This window comes from Paenibacillus sonchi (assembly GCF_016772475.1).
Taxonomy (GTDB): Bacteria; Bacillota; Bacilli; order Paenibacillales; family Paenibacillaceae; genus Paenibacillus_AQ; species Paenibacillus_AQ sonchi.
Genome location: NZ_CP068595.1, coordinates 1,005,989 through 1,022,953, shown reverse-complemented (window position 1 = coordinate 1,022,953; position 16,965 = coordinate 1,005,989). Strand labels below are relative to the sequence as shown.

The following is a 16,965-nucleotide window of genomic DNA, read 5'->3' as shown; positions in this document are numbered from 1 at the left end:
TGAAATCAAAAAAATTCAATATATAGAATTTGGACGAATAGGGCAGGAAAAGCGAGAATATCGTCATAAATAACGCTTACAACACCAGATTGAACTTTTGTGGAGGGTATGGAAGGTCAAGTACAATGAGTAACATTGGCGTTGCACCGGACCCGGACTTTTGCAGAAAGTCCCGAATACCATACCCAGACACAGGAGGAACAAGGTTTTGAAGCAGCTTGGTTTGAAGAACGTGTGGTTTTCCAACACACGAAGTGATGTTCTATCGGGGATGACCGTGGCCATTGCCCTGATCCCGGAGGCGATAGCCTTTTCCATTCTTGCCGGAGTCAGCCCGATGGTGGGTTTATACGCCTCATTCTGCATTGCAATCGTTACGGCATTTGCCGGAGGAAGGCCCGGCATGATTTCGGCGGCCACCGGGGCGATGGCTCTTTTGGTCGGCAGCCTGGTGCTGAACCACGGCATAGAGTATTTATTCGCCGCTACCGTGCTGGCGGGAATCCTGCAAATTCTTATGGGGATGCTGAAGCTGGGGAGATTTATCACCTTTTTGCCGCAGCCGGTCATGACCGGATTTGTCAACGCGCTGGCCATTCTGATCTTTATGGCGCAGCTGACTCATTTCAGCGGACAGGGCTGGGTGATGTATGCTCTAGTGGCGCTTACGCTGCTCATTATCTATACCGTTCCCCGGTTCACCAAGGCGGTGCCTTCGGCGCTTGTGGCGATTATAGTAGTGTCCGTGCTCAGCATCGTGCTTCATCTGGATGTGAGAACCGTTGGCGATATGGGGAACATCACCCCGGCATTGCCGGTATTCCATCTCCCGCAGCTTCCATTTACCCTGGATACGCTGCTGATCATTGCGCCCTACTCTCTGTCGCTTGCCGTTGTCGGACTGCTGGAATCGCTGATGACAGCGACCCTCATTGATGACATTACCGGCACCGGAAGCGACAAAAACCGTGAAGCAAAGGGGCAGGGGCTGGCGAACATTGTCACCGGCTTCTTTGGAGGCATGGCGGGCTGTGCGATGATCGGCCAATCCATGGTCAATATGAAATCCGGCGGACGAACCCGGCTGTCCACTTTTGTGTCGGGGATATTCCTGTTGTTCCTGATTCTGGTCCTGGGCGATGTGGTGAAGCAGATCCCGATGGGAGCCTTGGTCGGAGTAATGTTTATGGTTTCGATCAGCACCTTTGAATGGAAATCGCTCACTTCATTGCCGAAGGTTCCGTTAAGTGATGCTCTGGTGATGCTCGTTACCGTGGTTACAGTGGTCGCTACCGATAATCTGTCGATAGGCGTGCTGTTTGGTGTCCTGCTCAGCGCGCTTGCCTTTGCCTGGAAAATCGCCTCCATCCGAATGACCGTTCATACGACGGCGGTTTCCACCCAGTATATGGTCCATGGACAGCTGTTCTTCGGCACGACAAGCCAGTTCATCCATCATTTCATGGTGGAGGGCGACCCCGAGCAGATTATCATTGACTTCACCCATTCACATATATGGGACCAGTCAGCGGCAGGCGCAATTGCCAAGGTCATCTCCAAATACGATGCGCTCGGCAAAAAAGTGACCCTAACCGGACTGAACCATGAAAGCGCGCAGCTGGTGAAGCGGATCGGCCTGTCTCCGTCCGGCGGGCATTAAAATAATTATTGTGAGACTAAGAGGCTGTCCCAAATGCCAAAAATGGCTGCTGGGGCGGTCTTTTTTATAACTTGAATGTTCGGGCAACCGCCCTGTACGCGAATATTTTGACATGGGAAAAAGGATTTTTAAAAACGCTGTCGAAATTTTCCGTTAGAGGGACATTTGTCATTGCTGGATCAAGAATGCCCTACTTCATGAACGCAATTGCAGCGCACGAAAGGGAAGGCCTCCATGTTTTCTTTTATTAGAAAAAGACTTATTGCCCGCATCTTCTGTGTCATGACCGCCGTTATTCTCTGTATCGCTGCCGGAAACATCGCCATTCAATGGGTAAACACCGGATCAGCAGTAAAAGGGACGATCAGCAGCTACAATATGAATATTGCCAGCCATTATGCTGCGCAGGCGGATGCCGGACGCTTCAGCGATTTTTTGGCCGACCCGCAGGAGACGGACCTGTACTGGTCGCTGCGGGCTGAACTGGACCAGTTCCGGCAGTCGATCGGCGCCCGTTATGTATACTTTGTGAAGATTGATGAAGCGAATCAGCCGCTGCTGATGATTGACGGCAGACCCAAGGGCGATCCGCTGGCTTCGCCGATTAATGAAAATACGGATATGCCGGCCGCTGCAGTTGAGGCGGTGCTTGCCGGAGAGAATGCCAGCACACCGCTGATCAAGAACCCCGAATATGGGGATTATATCTCGGCGTATGTACCGATGAGAGACGGCCAGGGGAAGTTGGTCGGTGCGCTGGGCATTGATACGGATGTCGCCGTCCTCAGCACGTTGACCCGGGATGTTCTGCTGCAAAGCCTGCCGCTCTATGGCGGCATTCTCGCCTTATCTCTGGCTGCGCTGGGCATCATGGCCTGGTTCGTGTCCCGGGCCCTGCGCCCCTTGCGTACGATAACAGAGAGTGCGGGTACCATGGCCCGGGGCGATCTGGCTGAAGCAGCCCGGATTCTGCATGCCCGTCCGGTGAAGTCCCGGGATGAGATCGGAACGGCTTATCAGGCGATGCTCCGGATGTCGGGGGATCTGAACGCAAGAGTGGAGGGAATAGTGTCCCATGTGTCCACGGCGTCCGACCTTCTCTATGGTTCCTCCGAGACATTCGCCAGGAATGCCGATGATGTGCTGCGGATGAGCGAAACGGTCAATGGCAAAATCGCAGACATTTACGCCGGTGCCAGCTCGCAGACAGAAGGGGCACAGAGCAGCGCCTTGGCGATAGACGAGATGGCGCAAGGCATCTCCCGCATTTCGGCATCTGCTGCCTTTGTCTCTGAATCTGCAGTCAAAGCACTGGAGATTGTGGATTCCTCCCAGGCAGCTATGCACCAGATGAACCGGCAGATGAAGTCGATCTCCCTATCCACCGGACAGACCCTGGAGATCGCGCTGCTGCTGCAGAGCTATGCGGAAGAAATCGAAGGGGCGCTGGCTGCGATAAGGCAGTTTGCGGATCAGACGAAGCTGCTGGCGCTGAATGCTTCAATTGAAGCCGCCCGCGCCGGAGAACACGGGCGGGGCTTCACCGTCGTAGCCAGTGAAGTGCGCAAGCTGGCTGAAGGCTCCGCCGCTTCGGTGGAGCGGGTCGCCGATTTATTGCTGCATATCGGCAATGCTTCGGCAAGCATCGGTACGCAGATGACGGACGCCTCCAAGGAAGTCAAGGAAGGCGCGCGAATGTCTGCGGAGGCGGAAGCTGCCTTGCTGCAAGCCTCCGCCGCTTTTCGTGAGGTGGCTGAGCAGATCATCGATGTGTCGGCGACGGCAGAGCAGCTGTCCGCAGGTTCGGAAGAGGTGGCTGCAACGGTAGGCAGCATGGCTCATATTGCCGGCGGTGTGTCGGAGCAGACCCGGCAGATCCGTGAGCTGACAGATCTTCAGCTGGAGAAGATCAAAGAGGTCTACGAGGCTTCGATGACCATCAGCGCGAATACGAGCGACATGCGCGAAGCCATCCGCCAGGTGAGGGTATAGGCGGGGACGCCGCCAGACATTAGACTTATATAGCAGAGAGGACCCTTTGCGGAGGGTTCTTTCTTTTTGAAATATAAAACCTTATATGCTGAGCGCTCTTAAGTATCCTGCTATTTCCCGCAGAACCGGATATTCGTTGCGACGATTTCCCTTTTTCATCCGTATAGAAAGGTAACCGTTAAGGATTAACCATAATTCAGAGGGAGGCAGATGAAAGTGGAGGTTAACCCGAAACTTAAGCAGGTTCGTCCAGGCAAAATTATTAGCATTGTTATTGCGGTCTTATTGGTAGTAATTATTGGGGGCAATGCGTTTACTTCTGTGGAGTACGGCCATGTGGGTCTATACAAAACCTTCGGCAAGCTCAACAACAATATGCTCTCGCCCGGCATCCATTTCAAAATTCCGTTCATTCAAACAGTCATTCAGGTCAATACGCAGGTTACCAAGGCCGAGACGGATACATCCGCGTCGTCCAAAGATTTGCAGCCTGTATCCACGCATGTGGCTGTCAACTATTCCGTCAATAAGGATTCCGCTTATAATCTCATGAATAATATCGGCGGGAATTTCGATGGAGTCATTATTAATCCGGCGATTCAGGAAATTGTGAAAGAGGTTACTGCCAAATATCCTGCGGAGGACCTCATCACCCGGCGTGATCTCGTTGCAGGAGAAATCAGCGAGCTGCTGACCAAGCGGCTGGGCAGATACGATCTGGTCGTAAATGACATTAATATTGTGAACTTCAAATTCTCGGATGCCTTCAACCAGTCGATTGAAGCCAAGCAGGTTGCCCAGCAGCAGGCGCTGAAGGCCGAAAATGATCTGCGGCGGGTCGAGATCGAAGCCAAGCAGAAGATCGCCCAGGCCCAGGCGGAAGCCGAATCGCTGCGGCTCAAGAAGCAGGAGGTAACTCCGGAGCTGGTGCAGCTGAAACAAATCGAGGTACAGGAGAAGGCGCTGGAGAAATGGAACGGTGTGCTCCCGAGCGTCACTGGCGGCGCTACGCCATTTGTCGATGTACAGTCGCTGACGCAGAAATAAAAAAGACCTTCTCCTGCGCAGTTACAAGTGAACAAGAGCCTTGCTCCTTAGGGAAGCAGGGCTTTTGTTTATACTGCCGTACAGCTTTCCAAAGGGCTATAGTATTGGTATGATTACTAAGAATGCGAAGTCTACTACCGATTATCATGGAGGAATTCACAATGAGTACAAACACACTATCCGGGATCATTGACCACACCCTGCTGAAGGCGGATGCCCGTAAAGAAGATATCATCAAGCTGGCGGAAGAGGCCAAGACGTATAAATTTGCTTCGGTCTGCGTGAATCCGGCCTGGGTTGCTACAGCGTACGAGGTGTTGAAGGACACGCCTGAAGTGAAGGTATGCACGGTTATCGGGTTCCCGCTGGGCGCTTCGACACCGGAAACCAAGGCATTTGAGACCACGAACGCAATTTCGAACGGGGCCGGAGAAGTGGACATGGTTATCAACATCGGCGCACTGAAGGACGGGGACAATGAGCTGGTGAAGCGGGATATCGCTGCAGTTGTCGGTGCAGCCCGCGGCAAAGCACTGACCAAAGTGATCATTGAGACCTGCCTGCTTACGGATGAAGAAAAGGTCCGTGCCTGCAAGCTTGCCGTAGAAGCCGGAGCCGACTTCGTGAAAACGTCGACCGGATTCTCCACCGGCGGCGCAACCAAGGAAGACATCGCGCTCATGCGTGCCGCAGTTGGCCCTGACATCGGCGTCAAAGCTTCCGGCGGTGTGCGCAGCGCGGAGGATGCGCTGATCATGGTTGGCGCAGGCGCAACCCGTATCGGCACCAGCGGCGGTGTGGCTATCGCCAAAGGCGAGCAAAGCCAGAGCGGATACTAACACAAGACAATAAAAAACGGCTGCGGCCCTCCTTGTATCAAGGACGGCGCAGCCGTTTTTGCGTGATGCTGTTCAACCGTCGGGGTGATATTGTGTGTTTCTACCCGCTAATTCGTGATTGAAGCATTGTCTGCAGTCCCCTGTTCTTGGCAGGCCATGGCCCCTCCACCCGGAATGTGGTGAGCAAGGATGACTTGGGTGCAAACTTTGCCATTAAGCAGTCCCTCCAGTGTTAAAATGTGCGGATTTCTAAATCACTGTTCTCATCTGGATCATACTTGTGCTAATATAAACATTATAACATTATAATCTTTAAGTTGAAGCAGTCTCCGGTTTTAATTTTTGAAGCCGGGGATGGAGAAGGAGATGGAACAAGTGGGCACAGAGAATGTGCTGCGCAATTTGCAGCTGATTGACGGGCGGACGGTTGACATCGCCATTCGGGACGGAATCATCAGCGCCATTACACCGGCAGGCCGGGCTGAAGGAAAGACAGTGCTGGACGGCTCTGGGCTATACGTATCCAGCGGATGGATTGATTTGCATGTGCATGCCGTGCCTGAGCTGCATCCTTATGGCGATGACATCGATGAAATTGGTATCAAACAGGGAGTAACAACAATCGTCGATGCCGGGAGCTGCGGTGCGGACCGGATCGGAGCTTTTTATGCTGGGAGCCTGCTCGCTGCCACCAATGTGTTGGCTTTTCTGAATATCTCCCGGATTGGTCTGGAGCGTACGGATGAGCTGTCGCAGCTGGAATGGATTGACCGGGATGAGGCTGTGCAGGCGGCAGCGGCTTATCCTGATTTCATTGTGGGGCTCAAGGCCCGCATAAGTCAAAGTGTCGTCAAAGAAAACGGTATTCAGCCGCTCAAGCAGGCCCGGGCATTGTCCGGTGAAACGAAGCTTCCGCTGATGGTGCATATCGGCTCCGCTCCGCCGGATATTTCTGAAGTGCTGGAACTGCTGCAGCCGGGGGATGTTATTACCCATTATCTCAACGGCAAGTCCAATAATTTGTTTCATGCGGACGGCACGCCGCTTCAAGGGCTGCTGGAGGCAGTCGCAAAGGGAGTTCATCTGGATGTGGGTCATGGTACCGCAAGCTTTTCCTTCCGGATTGCCGGACAGGCCAAGAAGGCGGGCATTCCACTGAATACGATCAGCACGGACATCTACCGGGGGAACCGGCTGAACGGGCCGGTGTACAGCATGTCAAATGTGCTGTCGAAATTTCTCTATCTGGGCTACAGCCTGGAGGAGATTATTCATGCGGTCACCCGGAATGCGGCATTGTGGCTTAAGAGGCCTGAGCTTGAAGGCATCAGTGTAGGACAGCAGGCGAATCTGACACTGTTTGCCCTGGAAGAAGGACGGAAGGAACTGACGGATTCGGAAGGCGATGTCCGGGTTGCGGACCACTATATTGAGGCTAAAGGAGTCTTTGCAAATGGGTCACTCATTACATGCTAGATATGGACTGAAACGCGTAATTAACGCCAGCGGGAGAATGAGTATCCTTGGAGTTTCTGCTCCGACGGATACCGTCATGGAGGCGATGAAGCATGGCGGACAGCAGTATGTGGAGATCGCGGATCTCGTGGATAAATCAGGGGATTATATTGCCCGGCTGCTCGGGTCAGAGGCTGCGGTTGTCGTGAATTCGGCATCCAGCGGCATTGCGCTGTCAGTGGCGGCCATCGTAACCGGCGGTGATCCCCGGCTCAGCCTCCGCCTGCATCAGGAGCCTGTACTTAAGAATGAAATTATTATGCTGAAGGGCCACAATGTGCAGTACGGTGCTCCTGTGGAAACGATGGTTTCCCTAGGGGGCGGCCGGGTGGTTGAAGCGGGATATGCCAACGAAGGCCGTAAGGAGCATATTGAACAAGCGATCTGTGAACGCACTGCAGCCATACTCTACGTCAAATCCCATCATACCGTCCAAAAAAACATGATTTCCGTGGAAGAGGCCTGGGAGGTTGCCGCGCGCAGCGGAGTTCCGCTGATTGTCGATGCGGCTGCGGAAGAGGATCTGCTTAAATATGTCCAATACTCTGATCTTGCCATCTACAGCGGCTCCAAAGCCATTGAAGGCCCGACCTCGGGAATCGTTGCCGGCAAACGGAAATATGTTGAATGGGTGAAGGTACAGCTGCACGGGATCGGCCGCAGCATGAAAGTCGGCAAAGAGACCACCTTCGGGCTGCTCCAGGCGCTGGAGGAATACCAGGACAAGCCTGACAACAGTGAAGTGGAGAAAAAAGCGCTTGAGGCGCTTCAGCCGCTGGCCGCACTACACGGAGTTTCGGTCCGCATCGTGCAGGATGAAGCGGGCAGAGCCATATTCCGGGGACGCATCCAGATTGATGCCGCCGCCGCAGGAGTGGATGCCAAAACCGTTAATGACCAGCTGCGCGAGGGCGAAATAGCAGTGTACACACGGGACTATGGAGTGAAGCAGGGATATTTCGATATCGATCCCCGTTCTTTGCAAGGGGATGATCTTCAGGTAATCATAGACAGAATACATGAAATTGTGGAGGGCAAATAGAATGAGTCAAATTCAGCAGCGTTTGTACAGGAACAGAGCCGCACTTAATGTGCTGGCAGGCAGTATGGAGAATGCCAGAGACGTCTTTGCGGCTGCGGAAGGGCATGTCCTGGTTGGCGTACTCTCCAAAAATTACGCCACCGCAGAGGCAGCGGCCGCTGCCATGACCGCATACGGCCAGGACATTCAGGATGCCGTATCCATCGGCCTGGGAGCCGGTGACAACCGCCAGGCGGCGGTTGTGGCGGAGATTGCGAAGAGCTATCCGGGAAGCCATATCAACCAGGTATTTCCGGCAGTAGGGGCAACCCGCACCAATCTCGGAGCCCGGGACAGCTGGATCAACAGCCTGGTTTCTCCCTGCGGGCAGGCGGGTTTTGTGAACATATCAACCGGTCCTGTAAGCTCGGGGATAATACCGCAGGCCATTGTTCCCGTGGAGGCCGCCATTGCCCTCGTGCGGGATATGGGCGGCAATGCGCTCAAGTATTTTCCCATGCAGGGCTTGAAGCTGGAGGAGGAGTACCGTGCCGTCGCCACAGCCTGCGGAGAAGCCGGGTTTGCCCTGGAGCCTACAGGCGGCATCGATATGGACAATTTCGGGCCGATTCTGGAAATTGCCCTTCAGGCAGGGGTGCCGCAGGTCATTCCGCACGTCTATTCCTCCATTATTGATGCCGGCACAGGCCATACGAACGTGCAGGATGTCCGCAGATTGCTTGGTATCATGAAATCGCTGGTGGACCAATATGCCTAGGATTGCTGCTTTTGGCGAAGTGATGATGCGGCTGCAGGTGCCGGGCTATGAAACGCTGGTTCAAAGCAGCAGGCTGGAGTACTCTTTTTCCGGGACCGGGGTTAATGTTACGGCCGCACTGGCCAGATACGGTCATAACGGAGCCATCATTACGACTCTGCCGGAGACTCCGCTTGGGGATGCGGCTGTCGCTTATCTGCGCAAGCTGGGGATCGATACGTCTCTGGTGAGCCGGGGCGGCAAACATCTGGGGATGTATTTTCTCGAAAATGGCTTCGGCGTCCGTCCCGGCAAGGTCACCTATACAGACCGGCTGGGGAGCAGCTTCAACACCGCAGCGGTGAGCAATTATGATATGGCTGCTCTGGCTTCACGTGTAGATGTCCTTCATTTGTGCGGCATCACGCTGGCTATGAATGAGGAAGTGCGCAGGCAGATGAAGCGGCTCGCTGCGGAGGTGAAAAGCGCGGGGGCAAAGTCGTCTTTGACTGCAACTACCGCCCGTCGCTCTGGGGGGCGGACGGCTATGCCCTTGCCCGCCCGCATTATGAAGAGCTGCTGCAGCTGGCGGATACCGTGATGATGAATGAGCAGGATGCGCGGTTTATTCTTGGCATCGGAACCGGAGAATATGATAGAATAACACAGTTGAAGCATGCCATTCCCGAAGTGGTGAAGCGCTTCGGCATCGGAACAGCAGCGGGAACCCACCGCGAGATTAACGATAACAATACGCATTCTTTAACCGGATATATTTATCATCAAGGCAGGTTCGAGTTTTCCCGGAAGCTGGCTTTTCCCGTGCTTGACCGGATCGGCGCCGGAGATGCTTTTGCCAGTGCCGTCATCCATGGGGAATTGCAGCAGTACCCGCCGCAGCAAACGGTCAATATGGCAGCGGCGGCGGCGATGCTGGCCCATACCATTGTAGGAGATACTGCGCTTTTTACAGAGGGTGAGGTGCTCCGGGCGCTGTCGGAACATACCTTAGATGTTGAAAGGTAGTGAACGGCCCGTGTCCCTGAAACGCAAGCAAGGTCCTTTATATCAACAGATCCAAAAAATCCTCAAAGACCGGATTCTGCACGGCATCTATCCGCTGGGCAGCATCATTCCTTCCGAGCCGCTGCTCGAAAAGGAATTCGGAGTCAGCAAGATGACAGTCCGCGGCGCGGTCCAGGAGCTGGCCCAGGAAGGTTATGTGCAGAAACGAAGCGGCATCGGCACGATAGTTACCCGCAATACTTCTTATCAAAAGCTCTCCAAGGGCAAGAGATTTACGGAGCTGCTGGTAGAGGAGGGCCATAGGCTCGAAAAAAGGCTGCTGTCCTCCAAGCTCATTGCGAATGCTGCCGGGACGGAGGAATACAACCGGTATGGACCCTACTGCCAGCGGATCGAACGTCTGTATATTCTGAACGGCCAGCCGTATATTCATCTGATCCACTTCCTGACTGCCGCTGCGCTGCCAGACGGTGGAGCCAAGGAGATGAGCACGGATATTCAATCGCTCTATGACTCTCTGGAGGAGAACAACATCGTGCTGGAGAATTTTAAAGACCGCTTCTTTGTGGAGCCGGCTGCTGCCGAAGTCTGTCTGCTGCTGGAGCTGCCTCCGGGCACACATGTGCTCAAGCGCCTCCGCAACTCCTACGACGGGGAAGGCCGGCTGATTGAACACAGCATTGGCAGCTATAATACCGCGCTTCATCATTATCTGGTCAGTTACGATGCTTGAAGTCGGCTTTGAATGGTCATAACAATCGTACCTGTCAGCATAAAGAGGGACAATTGTCTCACTCAGACCCCCGCCGTTTGCGGCTGGGGCCTTTTGTGTGCGAGAATTAGCAGATAACGTTTGGTGAACGTAAGCGCGTGTGGAGAATGCGGGGTAAGGTGCTTTTGAAAGTGGCGGATACGGGGGATATGGTGAGTGAGAGGTAAAAATCTTTGAATTCGCCGGATGCGGGCTACACGGATAGCGTCAAGAAGCGGGTATAGATGAGCGCGTATCTTCCCGGGATTTCGTTAGCGGGTTAAGTGGGAAAAGTACCACTAATTGGGTCAGTTACCCTGCGCTCTTTACTGGAGCTGCTGCGGCGTGAGGGATTCCAGGCGGACTTATTCTCTTTTCCGGCGGGGGAGAGCTCGAAGACCCGTGAGACCAAGGCGCTGCTGGAGGATCAATTGTTAAGCCATGCCTACGGCAGAGACTGTTGTATCATTGCGGTAGGCGGCGGAGCGGTGACGGATCTGGCGGGTTTTGTGGCAGGGACCTTCGGCCGGGAGTGCCTTCTCTGAACTATGCCACCACCCTGCTGGCAGCAGCGGACGCCTCCGTTGGCGGCAAAACAGGCGTGAACAACCCTGTTGCCACCAACCTGATCGGCGTATTCCACCAGCCCCGTAAAGTATACATCGACTTGGCTGCTTGGCGCACACTTCCGGCCCGTGAATTCAGAAGCGGTCTGGCCGAGACCATTAAGCACGCCTGTATGAGCGATGAGCAATTCTTCAGCTACTTAGAAGCGAACATGGACAGAATTATTACGGAAGAAGGGGAGCTGATCTTGGATGCCGGGGTGTGCGAGCAACTTGCGCTCACGAATTGCCGGATCAAATATGCAGTGGTGGAGCAGGATGAGCATGAGCATAATCTGCGGCAGATTCTGAATCTGGGGCATACCGCCGGCAGGGCGCTTGAGGCGCTAAGTGGATACCAACTTCTTCATGGCGAAGCCATTGCTGTGGGGCTTGTTATCCAGGCGAGACTGGGGGCGAAGTACGGATATATGACGGAGGAAGAGGCTGGTCGTGTAGCGGCTCTGCTGAAATAGGCGGGTCTGCCGACAGAGATTCCAGATTATATTACAAACCGGGTGCTCCTCGATAAGATGTACACGACAAAAAAGTGCGCAGCGGCCGCATCCGCTTCGTCTTCCAGGACGGCATTGGGGCGATGAAGCGTTTTGCTGACGGCTCGTATTCCGTTCCGGTAGAGGAGTCAGAGGTGATGGAGCTGCTGGAAGAGTTACGCGCAATCCGGTGATTTTAGACGATACGAGCCAAACGAATGTGGATGGTTGAACCGCAGAAGCCAGAGTCAGGCTTCCTTCCGGCGTTTGTACCCACAGGAGCGCTTGTCTATTCCCGGATTCATGCCGGAGTCCGGCATTCACGGAACTCAGTAAGGCGAAGTCCAAAGGGAGAAACATATAGCTATCCGCCCAGCCCAAGGTCAGCATACCAAACCCTTTATAATAAGCCCCTGTCGCGTGATCCTTGAAACGAGCGAGCAGTTCTACAGCTTTGCTCCGATTTCGTTCAAACATAGAATCGTCCATAATGAACACGGGTCAACTCGAATTTCAAGACCTACATACGAGAATCCAAAGTGTCCCATTCAATTCTTCTTGCTATAAATAAGTTCCAAAATAATACTCTACCTTCTCTTCCGCATAACGATCTATGCCAAGCCATGTATCTACGGATACAAAGTCCGTCCCTCTGCCGCGTTCAGGTCCAAGTCGTTCCTCAGAAGCTAATATACCTGCATAACCCCATATCTCCATCATAACATCTCGTTCGTACTGGTTGGAGGATAATACATCCTTCCAACGCTTCTCTAATTTACGTGCGGAATCAGTCTCAGCGCAGGCATCCACCTCTGCCAGTAAATTTTTGAGAATCTGGACATCCTCAGATGTCACCTCTACCGGTTCCTCCTTCGCTAGTAGTTCTATATCCATCCAGCAATAGAGGAGCCAATTTAAGCGAACACCACCCCATTTTACTCGTTCAAAATTCAAAATATTAATATCGGCATTATTCCATTCTTCATGAGTCATTAATTTATGATCGTTACAATAGAAGCAATGGCTGTAGCTAGCACGCTCCAAAAGCTTGTCACTATATTTATGCTGGGTAAGATTGCTGGTTAATGCATAGCTGGATAACCCACTTCTCAGATGTACTTTTCTTGTTGATAAGCTATGTAAAAAGGCAGCAGCTACCCTGTCCTTCGTAACCTCATGCTCTAGCAAATAACGAATTCTCGACACACACTCATCATGTGTCATCGTCACAGGATCGAACATCACCCCTTTGCTTTTAGCATATTCAAACTCTTCTCCTGCAAAAGGTAGTCTTGTCCCAGCAGGCTTCCATCCCTGCGCAGACCAAAACGTTTTGTTTAATATTTTTTTCGCTTTAGCGTCCATCATTTCCCTCCAATTCATTTATTTACGTTCTATATAGTATCATCGTGACCCTTAATCTTTCAATATCTGAAACATGCTTCCTTTGGCTACCCACCCTAACAATGTAAGCACTGATACTGCTGAATCCCGCCCCCTCCATTCTGGGTAATATAGAGAAAGAGGGCTTAGGAGGGGACGATATGGGCAATCCGTTGAAGGAATTCAAGAGCAGCATCGATGGGCTGAAGCAGTCGCTGGACGGGGTGAAGCAGTCGGTGGACGGGCTGAAGGCTCCGGTCGAGGAGCTCAAAGCGAATATGCAGGAGACGGTGGAGTCGGCGAAGCTGCGGAGTGACGGAGTGAGGTCGGAGCTTGGGCGGATGAAGCAGTCGGTCAAGGAGACCCGGGCGGTGCTCGGCGAGGTGAAGGAGACACTGAGCGCATCGGCGGAGGTGCTGTCTACCCGGAAGCGGTATCTCAGGTTGTTCAGCCGTAAGAAGGGGCGTCAGATGGCTGCCATGGTCCGCCGTTCATGAACGATAACCACACCTCTCCCGCGCCAAAAGAAAACGCAAGAGTCAGGGCGGCATTCGTACCGTGTGACTCTTGCGTTTTTGTGTTCCGCTTTGGGGTTCCGGTCCATGCGGACTGGAGGGCCGTTATTTGGGCTATTTGCGCTATTCCGGCAACCTACCCGGACTTTTTCCACTTAAACCCTCATAATCGCTGTTTTCGGAGAAATTAAGTGTACTTTTTCCAACTAGCTATTCTACATACATGATGCGGACAGAGGAAAGTACCTTTAAATTCGGCATATGCAGGCAAGTTGGCGGGATGAGAGAGAAAAGTATCTTGGAATGGGTTAAAATGGGGTTACGAAGCTGAGGAAATTAGCCAATTTCACATGTCTGGTATACTTTTATTTTTAGCAGAAGTAATTTGCAGGAGCCAGTGAAGGTTAGGGGGAGACTTTCAAATCCATTCATGCAAGCGGTTTCTTCAGTGCGGAATAAGCCTGATCGACGGTTTTATCTGAAATAATAAATCACATTGGATTAATGAGATTTTTTTCTTCCCAAATAACATGGTTTGTGAGAGAATAGGTACAATTCTTAGTTGCTAAGCTTTACCATTACACATTTAAAGGGAGGAAAACCCATTGTCAGAAGACCGCAAGCTGTCCTTTGAAACGTTAGCCGTGCATGCAGGCCAAGAGATTGATCCAACTACCTTCGCACGTGCAGTGCCGCTGTACCAGACCACTTCCTATGGATTCCGTGACGCCGAGCATGCGGCCAATTTGTTTGGGCTGAAGGAATTCGGCAATATTTATACGCGTCTTATGAATCCGACCACCGATGTGTTTGAGCAGCGGCTTGCCGCGCTTGAAGGCGGAGCGGGTGCGCTTGCGACAGCTTCCGGGGCAGCGGCGATCTCTTTTTCTGTGCTCAATATTGCCGGGGCCGGAGATGAAATAGTCTCCTCAGCAAGTTTGTATGGCGGCACTTATAATCTGTTCTCAACAACACTTCCCAAGCTGGGAGTTAAGGTGCATTTTGTGGATTCCGACAACCCGGAGAACTTCCGCAGTGCGATCACGGACAAGACGAAGGCGATTTATGCCGAAACGATCGGCAATCCGCAGGGGAATGTACTGGATATCGAAGCCGTGGCGGCGATCGCTCATGAGCACGGAATCCCGCTGATTGTAGATAATACGTTCCCGAGTCCGTACTTGCTGCGTCCGATTGAATTTGGGGCAGACATCGTTGTTCATTCAGCCACCAAATTCATTGGCGGGCACGGCACGTCTATCGGTGGCGTGATTGTGGACAGCGGCAAGTTCGATTGGAAAGCGAGCGGCAAATTCCCCGGCCTGACTGAGCCGGACCCTAGCTACCACGGTCTGGTCTACACGGAGGCAGTCGGTCCGATTGCCTATATCATCAAAGCACGGGTACAATTGCTGCGTGACTTAGGCGCATCGATATCACCGTTCAACTCCTGGCTGCTGCTGCAAGGGCTTGAGACTCTGCACCTGAGACTGGAGCGCCACAGCCAGAATGCGCTGAAGGTGGCTCAGTATTTAGAGCAGCATGAAGCAGTAGAGTGGGTAAGCTATGCCGGATTGCCGAGCCATCCATCCCATAAGCTGGCCCAGAAGTATCTGCCCAAAGGACAAGGGGCAATTCTCACCTTTGGGATTAAGGGTGGAGCGGCTAACGGTGTTAAGCTGATTGAGAACGTTAAGCTGTTCTCCCACCTGGCTAATGTCGGCGATTCCAAATCGCTGATTATCCATCCGGCAAGCACCACGCATCAGCAGTTATCGGATGCGGAGCAGATTACAGCGGGAGTAACCCCGGAATTGATCCGGCTCTCCATCGGCACGGAAGCCATCGACGATATTCTCTATGATCTGGAGCAGGCTATCGCGGCCAGCCAACAGTAGTTAAACAGATATACAGCATACAGGATTACGTTTGGTATTCCCGTTTTTTTTACAAAGCCGGGTTCTCAGTGCCCATCAGGTGATTGGGGTTCAGCACATTATACAGGCCACTGTCCACATACGCAACCGTTCACCGGAAGAAGAGCGGCGTATTTGCACAGCGGCCTTTTTGCTTATCTGCAATACTAACTCATATCACTTGCCCTGTAAGCATATGCCTAAAAAGGGGGAGCGGCGGCAGAACGTCATTGTTCTCCTGATTTGGTGCCCCTGATTAATTGGTAACGCTTGCATATTTTGCTTAAGGTTCCCGTATTTATAAGATGAGTGTAATCCCATGCCGGCGGCAGCATCAAGCCAAGAGATCACCGGCAGTAATCCAAAGCTAAAAAAGGTGGGTGCGGAGATGAAGGGTGAACGTGAGCAGGATCAAAACCGGAATAAGAATGAGCGCCCGTTCAAGTATCTTGCCGGGGACCGGACCATTGGGGTGGAGATGAGCCAGTCGGCGACAGTGGCTTCTGCGGCTGCGGAGTTTCTTGCTGAAGGGGAACGCGCAAGTATAAGGGAGCCGCTGAACCGTGCTTATGTCAGACGTCCGGGAGAACGTCCGGCTTTCCTGGTGCTGCGGGATGGGCGCGAGGAGCGGCCGGCCCTGCGGGAGGATGCCGGAGCCATGCCGGCAGGCCCCTGTCTGATCCGCAGCGGCGAATGGCTGCTTGCCCCTGAGGTGAACGGGCTCTATGCCAGCTGGCTGTTCAGCGAGACTGCGGCGCAGGAGGAGCGGATTCTGCAGCGGATCTACTACCGGCTGCGCGCATCGGCTGCCGCGCTCCTGGATTCGGCGGACGGTCTCTGGGCCGCCGTCATGCTGCCCTTCATGCCGGAGCTGGCCGATCAGCCGGCCAGGCTGGCTGCGCTGCAGGATGCGCAGCTTGAAGCGCTGTTCGCGGCGGTCGCGGAGCGCCAGCGCCTGGGCGGCGACTGCCGCGTGGACCTGCTGGCGCCGTATCCCGCCAGCGCAGCCGAATTCGCGGCGCAGCGCGAATTCATCGAGGGCGTGGCCGAGCAGACCCTCGGCCACGCTTACGCGGCGGCGTGCCGCATCGGGGCGGTGATCCTGCCCGATGTGGAGCGCGCCGCCGCCGGGGAAATCGCGCGCATCGCCGATTTCCTGGTGCTGGACGGCGCGGCGGGCGAAGCCGCGCCGGAGGACGCCGCCGGAGGCTTCGCCCAGGCGGCGGCGGAGATCCTGGCCGCCGCGCGCAGCGTGAAGCCGGCGGCGGCACTGCTCGCCGCGGGGGCACCGGCGGCGTACGCGCTGGCCGATCTGTACCGGATCGGCCTTAGCGGGATCTTTTGCAGCGCGGGCCAGCGGACCGAGGCGCTGCTGCGGGCAGCCTGCCTGACGTGGATCGCCCGGCAGGATCATGCGGATACAGCCGCCGGAGGAAGGCTGTAA

The 16,965-nt window shown here is 53.9% G+C and carries 14 protein-coding genes and 3 pseudogenes; 15 read left to right on the top strand and 2 right to left on the bottom strand.

The window, feature by feature from the left end; genetic code table 11:
• Positions 1 to 208 precede the first annotated feature (208 nt).
• The 12 genes and pseudogenes from JI735_RS04655 to JI735_RS04600 all read left to right on the top strand — a co-directional run bounded on the left by JI735_RS04655 (position 209) and on the right by JI735_RS04600 (position 11,901).
• The gene (locus JI735_RS04655) at positions 209 to 1,660 is read left to right on the top strand and encodes a SulP family inorganic anion transporter (RefSeq protein WP_039837981.1); all 1,452 of its coding nucleotides are present in this window, start codon (positions 209 to 211) and stop codon (positions 1,658 to 1,660) included.
• A 234-nt stretch (positions 1,661 to 1,894) separates the two neighbouring features.
• The gene (locus JI735_RS04650) at positions 1,895 to 3,652 is read left to right on the top strand and encodes a methyl-accepting chemotaxis protein (protein ID WP_202677117.1); all 1,758 of its coding nucleotides are present in this window, start codon (positions 1,895 to 1,897) and stop codon (positions 3,650 to 3,652) included.
• Positions 3,653 to 3,868: 216 nt separating this feature from the next.
• Entirely contained in the window at positions 3,869 to 4,699 is an 831-nt protein-coding gene (locus JI735_RS04645) for a prohibitin family protein (RefSeq protein WP_233184800.1), read from the top strand.
• A gap of 161 nt (positions 4,700 to 4,860) precedes the next feature.
• Positions 4,861 to 5,538 (top strand): deoxyribose-phosphate aldolase, encoded by a 678-nt coding sequence (deoC, locus tag JI735_RS04640; protein ID WP_039837975.1) that lies wholly within the window; start codon positions 4,861 to 4,863, stop codon positions 5,536 to 5,538.
• Positions 5,539 to 5,892: 354 nt separating this feature from the next.
• Entirely contained in the window at positions 5,893 to 7,014 is a 1,122-nt protein-coding gene (locus JI735_RS04635; RefSeq protein ID WP_411830045.1) for an amidohydrolase/deacetylase family metallohydrolase, read from the top strand.
• Positions 6,992 to 8,095, top strand: a complete 1,104-nt coding sequence (locus tag JI735_RS04630) for a DgaE family pyridoxal phosphate-dependent ammonia lyase (protein ID WP_039837973.1) — start codon at positions 6,992 to 6,994, stop codon at positions 8,093 to 8,095. Before JI735_RS04635 ends, JI735_RS04630 begins: the two co-directional genes overlap by 23 nt.
• A gap of 1 nt (position 8,096) precedes the next feature.
• On the top strand, positions 8,097 to 8,852 hold the full coding sequence (dagF, locus tag JI735_RS04625) for a 2-dehydro-3-deoxy-phosphogluconate aldolase (RefSeq protein ID WP_202677115.1): 756 nt from the start codon (positions 8,097 to 8,099) through the stop codon (positions 8,850 to 8,852).
• Positions 8,845 to 9,857: pseudogene (locus JI735_RS04620) on the top strand (sugar kinase). The gene dagF and the pseudogene JI735_RS04620 overlap by 8 nt, the downstream one beginning before the upstream one ends.
• 10 nt (positions 9,858 to 9,867) lie before the next feature.
• Entirely contained in the window at positions 9,868 to 10,590 is a 723-nt protein-coding gene (locus tag JI735_RS04615) for a GntR family transcriptional regulator (protein WP_039837965.1), read from the top strand.
• Between the two features lie 302 nt (positions 10,591 to 10,892).
• Positions 10,893 to 11,254: pseudogene (locus JI735_RS38110) on the top strand (3-dehydroquinate synthase); the annotation flags it as partial.
• A 21-nt stretch (positions 11,255 to 11,275) separates the two neighbouring features.
• Complete coding sequence (locus tag JI735_RS38105) at positions 11,276 to 11,689, top strand: 3-dehydroquinate synthase family protein (protein WP_459213571.1); 414 nt, start codon at positions 11,276 to 11,278, stop codon at positions 11,687 to 11,689.
• A gap of 74 nt (positions 11,690 to 11,763) precedes the next feature.
• Positions 11,764 to 11,901 carry a hypothetical protein gene (locus JI735_RS04600; protein WP_157771454.1) on the top strand — a complete coding sequence of 46 codons (138 nt, stop codon included), beginning with the start codon at positions 11,764 to 11,766 and terminating at the stop codon, positions 11,899 to 11,901.
• Between the two features lie 57 nt (positions 11,902 to 11,958).
• Here the strand turns inward: JI735_RS04600 and JI735_RS35330 are convergent.
• Both JI735_RS35330 and JI735_RS04595 read right to left on the bottom strand, forming a co-directional pair.
• A pseudogene (locus JI735_RS35330) lies at positions 11,959 to 12,202 on the bottom strand (IS4 family transposase); the annotation flags it as partial.
• Between the two features lie 66 nt (positions 12,203 to 12,268).
• The gene (locus JI735_RS04595; RefSeq protein WP_039837963.1) at positions 12,269 to 13,072 is read right to left on the bottom strand and encodes a hypothetical protein; all 804 of its coding nucleotides are present in this window, start codon (positions 13,070 to 13,072) and stop codon (positions 12,269 to 12,271) included.
• A 179-nt stretch (positions 13,073 to 13,251) separates the two neighbouring features.
• On the opposite strand from JI735_RS04595, the gene JI735_RS04590 reads away from it, so the two are divergent.
• The 3 genes from JI735_RS04590 to JI735_RS04580 all read left to right on the top strand — a co-directional run bounded on the left by JI735_RS04590 (position 13,252) and on the right by JI735_RS04580 (position 16,965).
• Positions 13,252 to 13,587, top strand: a complete 336-nt coding sequence (locus JI735_RS04590) for a hypothetical protein (protein WP_039837961.1) — start codon at positions 13,252 to 13,254, stop codon at positions 13,585 to 13,587.
• Positions 13,588 to 14,210: 623 nt separating this feature from the next.
• Complete coding sequence (locus JI735_RS04585; RefSeq protein WP_020429547.1) at positions 14,211 to 15,503, top strand: homocysteine synthase; 1,293 nt, start codon at positions 14,211 to 14,213, stop codon at positions 15,501 to 15,503.
• A 406-nt stretch (positions 15,504 to 15,909) separates the two neighbouring features.
• A complete protein-coding gene (locus JI735_RS04580; RefSeq protein ID WP_202677112.1) occupies positions 15,910 to 16,965 on the top strand; it encodes a hypothetical protein in 1,056 nt (351 codons plus the stop codon).